The organism is Streptomyces sp. NPDC093544 (assembly GCF_040683495.1).
GTDB lineage: Bacteria > Actinomycetota > Actinomycetes > Streptomycetales > Streptomycetaceae > Streptomyces.
Genome location: NZ_JBFBEA010000009.1, coordinates 200,246 through 213,575 on the forward strand (window position 1 = coordinate 200,246; position 13,330 = coordinate 213,575).

The 13,330-nt window shown below is 68.3% G+C and carries 10 protein-coding genes; 9 read left to right on the forward strand and 1 reads right to left on the reverse strand.

Going from position 1 to position 13,330, the window contains the following annotated elements:
- Window positions 1–704: 704 nt before the first annotated feature.
- The 3 genes from AB0N66_RS15920 (at window position 705) to AB0N66_RS15930 (ending at window position 6,071) form a co-directional block, all read left to right on the forward strand.
- The gene (locus tag AB0N66_RS15920) at window positions 705–2,240 is read left to right on the forward strand and encodes a cytosine permease (protein WP_365434169.1); all 1,536 of its coding nucleotides are present in this window, start codon (window positions 705–707) and stop codon (window positions 2,238–2,240) included.
- Entirely contained in the window at window positions 2,237–4,885 is a 2,649-nt protein-coding gene (locus AB0N66_RS15925; protein WP_365434172.1) for a hypothetical protein, read from the forward strand. The genes AB0N66_RS15920 and AB0N66_RS15925 overlap by 4 nt, the downstream gene beginning before the upstream one ends.
- A 325-nt stretch (window positions 4,886–5,210) precedes the next feature.
- The gene (locus AB0N66_RS15930; protein ID WP_365434175.1) at window positions 5,211–6,071 is read left to right on the forward strand and encodes a peptidase; all 861 of its coding nucleotides are present in this window, start codon (window positions 5,211–5,213) and stop codon (window positions 6,069–6,071) included.
- A gap of 128 nt (window positions 6,072–6,199) precedes the next feature.
- Here AB0N66_RS15930 and AB0N66_RS15935 read toward each other — a convergent pair whose 3' ends face one another.
- Complete coding sequence (locus tag AB0N66_RS15935) at window positions 6,200–7,096, reverse strand: S1 family peptidase (protein WP_365434177.1); 897 nt, start codon at window positions 7,094–7,096, stop codon at window positions 6,200–6,202.
- A 453-nt stretch (window positions 7,097–7,549) separates the two neighbouring features.
- Here AB0N66_RS15935 and AB0N66_RS15940 point away from each other — a divergent pair, with 453 nt between their 5' ends.
- The 6 genes from AB0N66_RS15940 (at window position 7,550) to AB0N66_RS15965 (ending at window position 13,268) form a co-directional block, all read left to right on the forward strand.
- Window positions 7,550–8,755: a hypothetical protein gene (locus AB0N66_RS15940; protein ID WP_365434180.1), complete on the forward strand. Its 1,206-nt coding sequence runs from the start codon at window positions 7,550–7,552 to the stop codon at window positions 8,753–8,755.
- Between the two features lie 253 nt (window positions 8,756–9,008).
- Complete coding sequence (locus AB0N66_RS15945) at window positions 9,009–9,557, forward strand: sigma-70 family RNA polymerase sigma factor (RefSeq protein ID WP_365434183.1); 549 nt, start codon at window positions 9,009–9,011, stop codon at window positions 9,555–9,557.
- Window positions 9,544–10,284: a hypothetical protein gene (locus AB0N66_RS15950; protein WP_365434186.1), complete on the forward strand. Its 741-nt coding sequence runs from the start codon at window positions 9,544–9,546 to the stop codon at window positions 10,282–10,284. Before AB0N66_RS15945 ends, AB0N66_RS15950 begins: the two co-directional genes overlap by 14 nt.
- 559 nt (window positions 10,285–10,843) lie before the next feature.
- Complete coding sequence (locus AB0N66_RS15955) at window positions 10,844–11,974, forward strand: hypothetical protein (RefSeq protein ID WP_365434189.1); 1,131 nt, start codon at window positions 10,844–10,846, stop codon at window positions 11,972–11,974.
- 93 nt (window positions 11,975–12,067) lie between these two features.
- Window positions 12,068–12,580 (forward strand): hypothetical protein, encoded by a 513-nt coding sequence (locus AB0N66_RS15960; RefSeq protein WP_365434192.1) that lies wholly within the window; start codon window positions 12,068–12,070, stop codon window positions 12,578–12,580.
- Between the two features lie 223 nt (window positions 12,581–12,803).
- Window positions 12,804–13,268 carry a hypothetical protein gene (locus AB0N66_RS15965; protein WP_365434195.1) on the forward strand — a complete coding sequence of 155 codons (465 nt, stop codon included), beginning with the start codon at window positions 12,804–12,806 and terminating at the stop codon, window positions 13,266–13,268.
- The last annotated feature ends 62 nt before the right edge of the window (window positions 13,269–13,330 follow it).

Sequence of the window (13,330 nt, forward strand, 5' to 3'; positions counted from 1 at the left end):
GACTCCATCGGGAGATAGTCAGCATCCGGACTAATTCTCCGGCGTGGCGGATGTGGATGGATCGCGACCAGTCACATCCGGCACGGGTCGAGCGAACCGCTCGGAAACCGCACGACGTCGTGACCGGCCAGGTTCGTACCGACACCCTGTGCGCGGTCGACGGGCGACTGTCATCGCAGGCGCCGGCCCCCATCCCAACGGCCGACGTACTCCCTTCCACCCCTGCCTCGGGACACCCCCTCATGAGGCCTCCCACTGCTCCGTCGACTCAGCAGGACATGACGAGGATCGTCTCGAGTAGAACGGATTTCTCCGATATGCAGCATGGTGGAAAAGCCCCGGCGCGGGCTGACGTCAGCCGGCTGGCGGGGACATCAGGCGCGGCGGTGAGCTACGTGATCAGCGAAGGGCCACACCCGGTCGCTCCCGCGGCACGTGACCGTGTCCGTGCAGCCGGGTTCGCCCGGGCCGTCGAGGACTCGTTATGAGGGGCCCGGCGCCGAGCCGACGGCTCTGGTGAAGGCGGCCATGCCCCTTGCCGGCTGACGCATCCGACGCCCCCGCCGTCAGGCAGGAGGCGCAGGCGAGCCGGCCGCAGCACATTCCATGAACGCTCCTGCAGGACGTACTGCGGGGCGCTGGGCGACGACGTGCTGTCGCCTGCTCCACCTCATCAGCGGTGCCCTCCCCGAAGGGAACAGATCATGACTGACATCTCGCCCCCCATTGTGTCGCCGGCCACTGTGTCGCCACCCGTTGTCTCGGCGGTCGAACAGAACGGGGTGAACCCCGTCCCGGACGCGGAACGTCATGGCACGCCAGGCGGCTTGTTCCCCGTCTGGTTCTCCTGGAACGTGTCGATCCTCGGGGTCAGCCTGGGCATTTACGTGTTCGGAGTCGGCCTGAGTGCCTGGCAGGCAATCCTGGCGGGGATCCTGGGGTACGTGCTGTCCTCGACGTTGGTCGGCATCCTCGCGGTCGGCGGTCCTCGCACGGGTCTGCCGACGCTCACCCAGACCCGGTCCGCCTTCGGTTTCCACGGCAACAAATTCCCCACCTTCTTCGCCTACCTGTCCAACGTCGGCTGGAAGGTCACCCTGATCACGCTGGCATCGACCTCGGGGGCCAATCTCTTCGCCCGGCTGTGGCCGGGTCCCTTCGCCGACGGCAACGGTGAGGCGACCGTTCCGGCGATCGTGCTGTGGTACATCGTGGTGCTCGCCGTGTCGGTGACGGTCGCGGTCTACGGTCACCAGATGATCCTCAAGGTGGAGAAGTGGATCGCCTGGCTCACCGGGGTGATGACGGTGGTGTTCATCGGCATGGTCGTCCCCCATATCCAGTGGGACCGGATCGGCGGCGCGGCGAACGGATCACTGGCCACCTTCGTCGGCGGGGTCATCCTGGCCATGACGATGGTCGGGATCGGATTCCTGCACTACGGCGGCGACTTCGCCCGCTACCTCCCGCGCTCCACCAAGGCGGGCGGCGTGATCGGCTGGACCACCTTCGGCATCGTGCTGCCCGTCGCCGTGCTGCTCGTGCTCGGTGTGCTGCTGGCCGCGGGCGATTCCGGTCTCGGCAACGCCGCCGCGAACGATCCCATCGGTGCACTCACCGACCTGCTGCCCCTGTGGTTCTTCATCCCGTTCACGATCGTCATCGTGATCTCGCTGGTCGCCGCGGCGATCACCGGCCTCTACTCCTCGGGACTCGCGCTCCTGGCACTGGGAGTGCCTGTCTCCCGGGCCGGAACCACGGTCATCAACATGGTCATCATCTCCGCCGGCGCTTTCTACCTGCTCTTCCTCTCCGACTCGTTCCTTGCCACCTTCCAGGCCTTCCTGGCCCTCATCGCGGTGGTCATGGGAACCATGGGCTCGATCCAGCTGCTCGACTTCATCCGCCAGCGGCGACTGGGCTGGAACGTCGACCTCGCCAAGCGTGCGGGGGAGGGCGGCCGTAGCGGGCGGTGGACGGCGCTCCTGTCCCTCGGCGTCGCCACCGTGATCGGTCTCGGCCTGGTCACCTCGTCCGACCCCAATCTCGCCAAGGTGGTCGGGTTCCTGCTGTCCGACTCGGCGAAGAAGGGCGTCGTCGGCAGCACCAACATGGGTGTCCTGATCGCGATGGTGGTCGGCGCCGGGATGTACGCGTTCCTCACCTTCGTGCTGAAGATCGACCCGAAGGGCACCTACGCAGTGCAGCGTGAACCGGAGCTCGCGAGGGTTTCCTCATGAGCTTCGAAAGCCCCGATCAGTGGCACGCGCCCGCGACCTACTGGTTCTGGCACAGGATTCCGACGGCCGACGAGATCCGGGAGCAGTTGGACACGCTTGCCGCCGCCGGGTTCAAGTCGTTCCAGATCCAGACCCGGCTGTCGTTCCCGCTCGAGGACTATCTCGGGCCCGAGTATCTCGCCGCATGCCGGCTCGCCGCCGACGAAGCGGCGAGCCGGGGGCTGATGCTGGGCATCTACGACGAGTACAACTGGCTTTCCGGGCACGCGGGCGGACGTACCGTCGAGGGACGCGATGAACTGCGCGAACGGCACATGTTCTGCACCACCGGGGAGCCCGACGGAGAGTACGCCCAGTGCGTTGTCGACGAGATCCGCGCGAAGGACGTGGACTACCTGCTGGAGCCCGGAAAGAACTGGGTGTTCTCGGGCGGAGTCATGCGATGGGACGAATGGGAGATCGTCGCGGCCCTCGCGCATCCGGCCGGGGACATCGACTCCGAGGACTCCATCACGGACGTCACGGAACACGCTCAGCTCATCGAATCCGGTGAGTCCGGATGCCGAGTGCGCGTACCTGCCGAGGCACTGGCCGGCCAGTCGGCCGTCACCGTCTTCGTCGCCGCACGGTGTGCGTCGAGCCGCATGATCAACTACCTGCTTCCCGAGGCGGCGGAACGTTTTCTCGAAGTCGGCTACCAGCCCTACGCGGAGGCCTTCGGCGAGCACCTGGGCACGACCGTGAGGTACGTCTTCTTCGACCAGCCGCACGGGTGCTTCTTCGACTGGCGACAGCGCCGCGCCCACGTCGACTCGTCGCTGATGTACGCCCCCACCGTCGTGCCGGACGACCGTCGTGTCCTGTTGTCCCTGGCGCGCGAGGTCGGCCCACTCACGGCGGCCTGGCGGTGCGACTTCTTCGAGCGCTACTCGGCCGTCGGGATCGACGCGTTCTTCGGGACGCTGTCGAAGTGGTGCGTGGAGCACGGAGTGGCCCTGTCCGGCCACGAGGTACTGGGTTACGTCTCCTCCTGGAATCCCGCCGCCACGATCATCACCGAGGACCCACGGACGAACTTCGGCACCGACTACTTCGGTCTGGACAGCTGGCGCGACATCACGGCCGTCGACGCACGCAACGAACACCCCCAGATCAGCGCCAAGTTCGGCGATTCCGTGGCCCGGTCGAACGGTCGCAGCGGCTGCATGGTCGAGCAGTACTTCGCCCGCACCGAGACCGGATCGCACTTCGCCGCGGGCCGCTGGGAACTCACCCTGGGGCAGTTGCGCGACCAGACTGTTCGTCACCATCTGTTCGGCGCGAGGCAGTTGTTGATGCACGCCTTCTGGCTCACCGATGGCCACGAGGGCGATGAGCTCTTCACCAATCCCCGGTTCGACTTCGCACCCGGCGTGAACTTCGAGCCGTGGTTCGCCCATCACCGTGCGTTCGCGGAGGAGTCGGGCAGGCTGTCGGAGTTCCTCGACGGAACCCAGCCGCTGGACGAGATCGCCGTGCTGTATCCCCTGAGGACGAGCTGGGCGGAAGGCCCCACCCATCCCTACGGCGAGCACACGGCGTTCTGGACCGAGTATCTGGCCCGTACGGGACACGACTTTCATCTGGTCGACGAACGGGACCTGCGCGCGGGACGTGTCGCGGGCCGCTATCGGACCCTCGTCCTGCCTGGGGTGTCCGTCGTCCAGGACGACAACACCGTCGACGCGCTCGCGGAGTTCACGCACGGCGGGGGAGCACTGCTGGCATCGGGCCCGGTCCCGAGCGCGACCCAGACGCGGGGCACCGATGACCAGGTGAGCCGACGGATACGGGAACTGCTGAGTGGCCCACGGGCTTGCCACTGGCCGGGCATCCCGTCACCCGCAGCCGTCGAACCCCATCTGGACCGCTCGCTGGCAGGCCACCTGGCCATCGACTTCGACGGCGCGGTGTGGTCACGCCGAGCACTCGACGCCGACGGAACCCGGATCGCGCTGTTCAACGACGACGACTGCGAGCGCGCCGTCCACGTGCGGCCTTCTCAACTCCCGGCCCAGGTCACCCGGTGGCGGCCCGAGTCCGGCGTGGTCGACGCGCCCTTCGAGATCGAGGGCTCACTACGCCTGAGCCTGGCTCCCGGTGAACTGGCCTGCTGGCACCTGACCCACGGTCCACGTACGGTGCCGGCCCCCCTCATCATGGACCGAGGATGGGCGCTCACCCTCGGGGCCGCCGAGCAGGCGATCGACGTCGATCGCGGCTGGGAAGAACAGGGTTGGGCGGAGTACTCGGGCGTCGGCGAGTACCGGAACACCTTCGACATCACCGCCGACGACCTGGCCTGGCCCGACTGGGAACTCGTCCTGCCCGTCGTGCACACGAGCGCCGAGGCCGAGATCAACGGACAAACCGTAGGCAGGTGGGGATGGGCTCCCTTCCGCTGCGACGTCGCCTCGTCCGAGCTACGTCGAGGACGCAACGAACTGCGCATCCGCGTCGCCTCCACAGCGGCCAACCACTACTACGCCGGTACCCGCCACCAACCCGGACCGGCTGATCCGAGCGGACTCGCCGCCGCTCCCCGGCTGCGACCGCGGATGGCCGGGCGCTCGGACCAACCGGAGCGAGGTGCCGGAACCGTCTAGGAGCTGTCTGGTCGCGGAGTGGGAAGAGGGCGGCCGTCGGTGCATGGCAACATCGGCGCGCCTTCCCATATGTCCAACAGCGTTGTATAGGCGGCGAGTCAGTAGGTTGACGAGCCCTCCGTCCTTGCGGGATGCGCCGTCGTCCTCCCCTTCGCGCTCCCGGCGAGCCACCGAATAAAGCCCCTCGGTACGCACCGTTGATCTCCCATAGAACCCCGTGCGACAGTAAGCGCGTTTGATCACTTCCCGAACCCGGAAGGCCCCCATGCGCTTACGTCGATCTGCCCTCACCACCTTTGCCGCTGCGGCGAGTCTGTGCGTCGCGTTGACGCCGGTATCCGCTGTCGCGCAGGACCGGCCGACCGGTACCCCCGCCGGAACCGGCGCGGCCGTCAACACCAAGTCACGCGCTCAACTCGACGCCTACTGGACCCCGGAGCGGATCCGCCAGGCCGAGCCGATGCCGGCGCCCGAGGCCGTCGAGGTGCCGCCTTCCTCCGGCGCAGCTTCCGAAGCCACCGACAGGCCTGTGCACATCCCCGCGACGAGACCCGCGGTGAGCTCGGGAGTTGAGGCCCAGGCCAGCGTGTGGGGGACCGTGGGACGCCTGTACTTCACGATCCCGGGCAAGGGCGACTACATCTGCTCTGGCAACGTTGTCACGAGTAACAACGGCTCCGTGCTGGCCACCGCACGGCACTGCGGCTTCGGTGAGGGCGGCACCAACTACCGCTTTGCTCCCAACTACAACACGGGCAACGCGCCCTACGGCTGGTGGGGCTGGCGCAGCGCGGGCTGGGTCACGGGAGGCGGTCAGGAGAACGACAGCGCCTTCCTCGTCCTGGACACTCCGAGCGGCCGGCGCGTGCAGGACGTCGTGGGCTCCACCGGGCTCGGCTTCAACTGGTCGAGCAACTACGCGCACATCATCGGTCTGCCGGCCGACAAGGACTATGCCGTGTGGTGCGAGGGGCAGGGCTACGCCGGACCCGACGGGCAGCGCCTGATGAACAACTGCAACGGCCTGTCCGGTGGTGCCAGCGGCGGTGCCTGGATCGAGAACTACCAGCCCGACGGTTCCGCGATACAGACCGGCGCCTACTCGGGCAGCTACGGATCGGCTGCCGCCACGTCGGCGTACGGCAACTCCGCGTACAACGTCTGGAACGGGGCCCAGAACAGCTGACGAGTCAGCCCGCGCAGCGTACGACCGCTTGCGGGCCGAACTGGGAAGCCCTGTTTCAACCGGTTCTGGTCCAAGGCCGAGGGGGCCCGCTCGCTTTCCGGAGCGGGCCCCCTCGGCTGGGTACCTCGTCAGTAGACGGACAGGCCGTAGGTGTTCAGCGCTTCTTGGATCGGCTGGTAGTAGGTGGTTCCTCCTGAGGTGCAGTTCCCGGAACCGCCGGAGAGGATGCCGATGATCTTGTCGCCTGCGTAGAGCGGGCCGCCGCTGTCCCCGGGCTCGGCGCAGATGTTCGTCCGGATCAGTCCGTAGACGATGTCGCCGCCCGCGTAGTTGACGGTGACGTTGAGCGCGGTGACCACGCCGCATCGGATACCCGTGGTGGAGCCCCGGCGGCAGACGCTCTGGCCGACGTAGGCGGTCGCGGTCCCGGTGACGTCGACCTCTCCGACTGTCCCGGGGTGCGGCACGGCCGTATTGGCGTAGCGGACGACGGCGAAGTCGTTGCCGGGGAAGCTGGTGGCGGTGGTGGGGCCGACCGTCGTGGTCAGGGCGGAACTCGTGTACCAGGTGGGCGAGCCGTCGGTGCAGTGGCCGGCGGTGACGAAGTAGTAGGCGGAGCCGCTTCGCACGTTGACTGCCGCCGAGCAGCGCCGGCCGGAGGCGTAGATACCGTCGCCGCCCGACAGAAGGGTGCGCAGCCGGCCGTCGGCGAGTTCGAGGGTCATGGCGCCGGCGGAACGGCCGCCGGCGAGGCGCAGTCTGGCCAGGTCGGCCTCCGTGATTGTGGAGTCGGCGAGGACCCGTAGTTTCCCGGTGCGCTCGTCCACCGTCCAGGCCGTCCCGGCGATACCCAGGGATTCGACGGCCGAAGCCACGCCGGAGACCGTGGCGGTGGAGGGTGCGGCGCCGGCCGGGGGCGCTGCGGCCGCGTTGGTGCCGGATACCGCCAGGGCGGCCGCGACGAGCATGCTCAGCCCCGAGGCGATCAGCCGGGAACGCCTGAAGGTGGTAGGGCGTGCTTTCATCAGCAGATCTCCCCGAAGACGGTCGGTCAGATTCAGGCACGCCCCACAGGTCACCGGGCCTGCCGTACTTCCGTGCCGTACTGCTGGTGCGTGCGCCCACGAGGGGTGCGTCTGCCAAGACCCAACGGCAGCCAGCCAACGCCTCATTGTGCCCGCCCGCCCACGCCGGGGATAGGCCACCTCCGGCCGCAGGTCCCGCGCAACATCACACGTGACCTCACTCCGGGCACTGGGCTCCGAACCCCGGTCCCTCCAGGACGCCTGCGCCAACTGGCCGTACCTGGCGGGGAATTGGACGATCCGGTGCGGAGCCATTGACCGTCGCCAAACGGCGAGGTTTCATCGCGTGAATCCTTGTGAGCCCTCTCCGCAGGGCCGGGGCACGGGTTGCCGAGGGCGGCTGTGGCCGTCCTCGGCCGAAGGGGGAGCCACCTGATGAGACCTTACTTACGCATGTCCATGACCGCCGTTCTGGCGGTGGCCGTCATTTGCCTCGCCCGGCCCGCCGGGGCGGCGGGCGGCGAGCAGGTCCCGCGCACCGAACGGATCAGTGTGGCCCCCGACGGCATCGGCGGCAACAACCACTCGGTGGAACCGGTGGTCAGTGCGGACGGAGGCGTCGTGGCTTTCGCGTCGGGGGCGACCAATCTGGTCTCCGGCACGGACGTGACGTACAGCGTCTTCTACCGGACGGCTCCCGGCGCACCGCTTCAGCGTGTGGTGGTGCCGGGCGAGACGACCTCGACGCCCCAGCTGTCCGAGTCAGGGCGCTACCTGACCTTCAACTCGTACTCGGCCACGACCGCGAAGTCCTCCGTGCACGTCATGGACCTGCACACCGGGCTCATCGAACGCCTGGCGCCCGCGATGGACGAGGACTACCAGGTGTCGTACGGCATCGCCCCGATCAGCGCGGGTGGACGGTACGTCGCCTTCGTCGCCCGGCCCACCGTCGACGAGCACGGCGCGTTCGCCTGCCGGGTCATGCTCCTGGACCGCCTGACGCAGCAGGTGCAGCGGGTGAGCCGGCCCTCGGACGGCTCGAAGAACTTCCACCAGTGCCAGCAGATCTCGATGAGCGCCAACGGCCGCAAAGTCGCCTATCTGGAGGGCTATTCCGGGCCCACCGACGACGACCAGGGCGACATCTTGGTGTACGACCGGGTGACCGGGCAGACCGTGCAGGCCGATGCCACGCATGACGGGGCGCCGGCCGACAAGTCGGCTATCGCTCCGGTGCTGAGCGCTGACGGTTCCAAGGTCGGCTTCAACTCGCAGGCCACCGACCTGGTCCCGGAAGCCGATCCGAACAACGGCTGGAACGCCTTCGTCCGTGATCTGTCCACTGGCACACTCCAGCGGTACGACGGCCGCTCTCCCTCGGACCTGACCCTGGTGTCGGATCTGTCGGCGAACGGCTCGAAGCTGCTCCTGAACACGGCGGACGCGGACCGCAGGACGCTGGGGCTGATCCTGCGCGATCTGAGCACCGGCGACGAGGAGTTGATGGCGCCGGGACAGGACGGCAATCCCGTCACCGTGGGGCGGGCGGCACTGAGTGCTGACGAGTCGACCGTGGTCTTCGACTCCTACTACCCGGGTCTGGTAGCCGATGACACGAACCTGATCGGGGATGTGTTCGTCCGCACCTTGCGCTGAGCAGCCGAGTGCGCGGTCATCGCCTCACGCCCTCTTTTGGGGTGTGCGTCTGTCAGTCGAACGGGGCATGACGGCTTCATCGCCTCGTCAGATGAAACCGCAGCCGGCGAGCGACCAGCGGAGGTGGTCACCGGCTGGGTGTGTCCGCCACGCAGGCGGTCCGATGCTGCTGGGGCATCGGGCCGTCCCGCGCAAGCGAGAAAGCCGCGGCTGAGAGGCGTAAGGCATCGCGCCCTGGTGGACATTGCTGAGCATGGACGCGGATGACCGGAGTGAAGAGCTGGAACGGCTGTTCCGGCTGACCTTCCGCCGGGTGATGGCGTACTGCTTGCGCCGGACCGGGGAGACAGCAGCACACGACGTGGTGGCCGAGGTGTACGCGGTGGCCTGGCGGCGACGACGGCATGTGCCCTCGGACGACGAGGAAGCGGTGCTGTGGCTGCTGGGCATCGCCCGTCGGGTGCTGGCCAACCAGGCCCGTGGCCACCGGCGTTGGGCACGGCTGCTCCTCCGGGTTGCCCAACGTGCCGATCCACCGCACACCGGCCACCCCCAGCACGACGAGGGCGAGGACCTGGCGGCAGCCCTGGCGCAAGCGTCGGCCGCGGACCGGGAACTGCTGCGCCTGGCCTACTGGGACGACCTGTCCCGCCAGGACATCGCGACCGTTCTCGGCATCTCCGTCGGCGCCGTCGACACCCGCCTGCACCGAGCCAGACAACGCCTGCGCGTACGTCTTGACTCGGCGAGCCGCAGCCAAGATCCGGCCGCGAAGAGGGAGAAGGATCATGCTGAGCGATGACGAACTCGACCGGATGCTGCGGGCAAGCGATCCGGGTCCCGGTGGGTCGGTGACCGACCCCGACTCGCCGACCGCCGCAAGGATCCTTGCGCGCGTTCGCAGGCGCGCACGACAGCGGCACAAGCGGATCCTGGTCCTGGCCCCGGTGGTGGCTCTGAGCGTGTTCGGCGCCACCGCGGGGACCTATGCGTGGGTGGCCGGCGACGGCAAGGGCCACACGCTCGACTCGACAGGACTGACGTGCGTCGGCCCCGACCAGGGCGATGCCGTCGTCGATTTCGACCCCGCCACCGAGGATCCGGTGCGCAAGTGCCGACAGCAATGGCAGGAGATGTTCGGCGAGCCGGCGCCCGAGGCGCTCACCGCCTGCGTCGACAGCTCTCAACAGGGCTCCGTCGCCGTCTACGCCGGGGGCCGGGACCAGTGCGGACGCCACCGCGCGGACCCCTACCTCGGGCCGACCAAAGAGCAGCTCCATCTCGCACTCTTCCGCACGGACATCAAGGCGCACTTCACCGAGCGCACCTGCGTCACCTACCCCGAGTTCAGGAAGGCGGTCGTCCAACTCCTGGCCAAGCACGACCTCACCGGCTGGTCGAGCGGCCACTTCCAGACCGCCGACAAGGAACCGGAAGGAGACTGCGCGGAGATCAGCTACTACGACGAACCGGACCGGACGATCTGGCTCGGGGACCACGAAGCCGGCACCCCCATCAACTGGCCGTAGACCGGCAGCGCGCAGGCACCGCGAAGGACGAGCGGCGGCGGTTCTCCTCCGGCCGTCACCGGATCCGCGAGCGCCACCCTCTGATGTCCGAGGTTCACGGGAGAGCGGCAGGGCCTTTCACTGCTCCTGAGCGGAAATCCGACAGGCACATCAGCGCGCGGTGGCTTTGGCACGGTGACAGCGGTGGCTTGCGCGAGGCCGTTCCACACAGGGGGAAACAAGCGATGCGTGTCAGACAGGCGATGCTCGGCATCGTCGGAGTCCTGGTCCGGTTGCCGGCGGCAGTCCCGAGCAGGCCTCCGATCGTCGATGGCCGGAGGCCTGCTGCTGCGGGCTGACAAAGAGTGCGGGTCAGCCCGCATGCGCGGGGTCGTCCTGCACCACCACGGCCTCGTCACCCGACGGGTGGCGGGCCGTTCCGTGGGCGCCGACGCCCGTTCTCAGTACCAACGGTCTCAACCGGCACACGAGGATCGGGGGATCCCAGATGTATGCGTCAGTACGAGACAGCCTCGCGATAGTTCTGAGGTGCTGCCTCCTGGCGGCGGTCCTGGTCGGCGTGGCTGTGGCTCCCGCACGCGCCACCGAGCCGACTGCCCTGCCACGCGACGTACCGACCGCGGTGACCGCGGTCGAGGTACCACCCGAGGTGACCGCGGGTGTCGCGGTCTTCGACCGGCAGACCGGCGCCTTCACCGAACAGCTCAATCCGCGGATGCGGTTCCGGTCCGCGTCGGTGGTCAAGCTGCTCATCGCTCTCGACCACCTGTGGAATCGCGGCCCTGCCTACACCCTGCCGACGGATGACCGTACCCGGTTCGACACGATGCTGCGTGCCAGCGACGACACGAGCGCCTCGTACTACTGGTCGCAGAACGGCGGCAGCGCGATCGTCGACCGGATGGTCTCCCGTCTCGGTCTGGCCGACACCGCGGGCCCTCCGGCGGGCTACCCGGGTGTCTGGGGTTACACGGCGCTCTCGGCAGCCGACACCGTACGGATCTACCGCTATCTCCTGGACACGGCCCCCGCCCCCGTCCGCACCCTGGTGATGAGCAACCTGCGGCAGTCCACGCGCTGCGGCACGGACGGATTCGACCAGCGTTTCGGCATCCCGGCATCGTTCGAGCAACCGTGGGCGGTGAAGCAGGGCTGGTCAGGCTTCGGTGAATCGGGCGGCTGCTCCAACACGGCGGCCACCGTGGGCAGTCGGTCCGGCACCACCGCGTCAGCTGCGGGCGAGGCGGCTGCGGACGTCCGGGCGGACGACGTGGACCTGACGCAGCGAGCGCTGCACACCACAGGAACGGTCGGAACCGGAGACCGCTCGATCGTCGCCGTGTACACCCTCCAGCCGACGAGCACCTCGTTCGGCGCGGCCTACACCAACCTCAACCGGCTGGTCCGGTCGCTGAACGTGCCCGGGGGCGTGGATCCGGCAGGCACCTGGCGCGGCACCTGGGGAACGGACGTAAGCGTCCGGGCCGACACGACCACCTCCTCGACCGCGCTCACCAAGCTTCCGTCCGACGTGGAGGTACTGATCCGCTGCCAGAAGCAGGGCGAGCGGGTCGAAGTGCCGCCTTACACCAACGACTGGTGGGCCTATCTGCCGCTGTACGGCGGCTACCTCACCAACATCTACGTGCAGTCACCGGACAACCAGCTGCCGGGAGTCCCCCTCTGCTGACGGGGTGGCGTCGCCCGGGCGACGCCTTCGGGGGATGCGGCCACGGAGAACGCGCTTGGCAGTGATCACGCCACGCTTTGGGGGGATCAAGCTTTGTTACGTCTGCACTTCACCGCCGAGGACCTGGCACGCGTCCAGGTGGCCACGGAACTCGACCCGTTATGGGAGACGGTGCTCGGTCTGCAGCAACTGCGCGGTACCCGGCGGGGCGCACCCGCCTTCCGCGCCTGGCGACGACGGGCCGGCGATGTGGTCGAGCAACGACAACTGGCCCGGATCATAAGGGGATTGGGGTCCCTGATCCCGAACAGCGGCTACACCCCGGACTTCCTCACTCCCCACGCATCCGCTGCCGGTGTCGACGCCGGCCTCGATGCGATCCGGGGTACCCCGCCCGGCCGGCTGCGGCTCGAACTTCATCGGCTGGCCGACGGTTTGACGATGCGTAAGGCCGCCCCGTACGCGGCCAGCCCGCCCTATCCCGCCGCAGTCAACCGGGGCGCCATCCACCCGATCACGGTGGAGTGGGTTCGCCTCTCCGAACTGGCGACCAATCCCCGCACCGGCAAGCTGATCGAGGTCGTGGACGAGCGATCCGGTCCCTGAGCCGCACGGCCCACGGCGCGTAGTTGCCATGGTGGGCTGCCTTCGACCTGCAGAGCAGGCAGCCCACCATTCCGTACGGCCATACAGTCGCCCCCGGCCCCGGAGCCGGGGCGCGGTTTCCCTGGCTCGTTCCTGATCGACGGTGGTGTAAGGGAGCCGCGAGTCGGTTGGCGTAGGCCGACTCACGGCTCGACGTTTCCTGGCCGACCTCTAGGCTGCAGCCGTGAACTACAGGGAACTTGAGGCGGACATTCTTGAGTTGATCGTCGCGGCCGACGAAGGGAGCGTTCGCGCCTTCGGGGAGGCGACGGTCACCCGCCTTGTGCGGCCGGAGCTGCTCCGGTACGCCGCCGAGGATGAGCTTGCCGAGGAAGCCTGGGCGGCGCTCACGAACGCACGCGAGAACGTTCTGACGATCAGTGCCGCTGAGCTCGGCCGTGAGCTGTCGACCGTCTATGACGGCATTCTGGCCGACGACGATCTGGACGTTGGAGTCCTCACCGTCATCCAGGCGCTCGCACACTGGAAGAGCTACCTGGAGCAGAACCGCCGCGGTGAGCTCTACGAGTTGGCCATCCGCTCCATCGAGGACGTCGACCACGAGGTCTCGGCAGACCTCGACGACTTCCTCGCCACACCGCAGATGGCCGCTGAGTACGAGCGCATTCGTCGGCTGCTGGGCGCTTAGGCGGGTCCACCTCACCGACCCGACCCGCGCAGTGCCCTCGTCGCCGTGCTCCGTCACGGTCT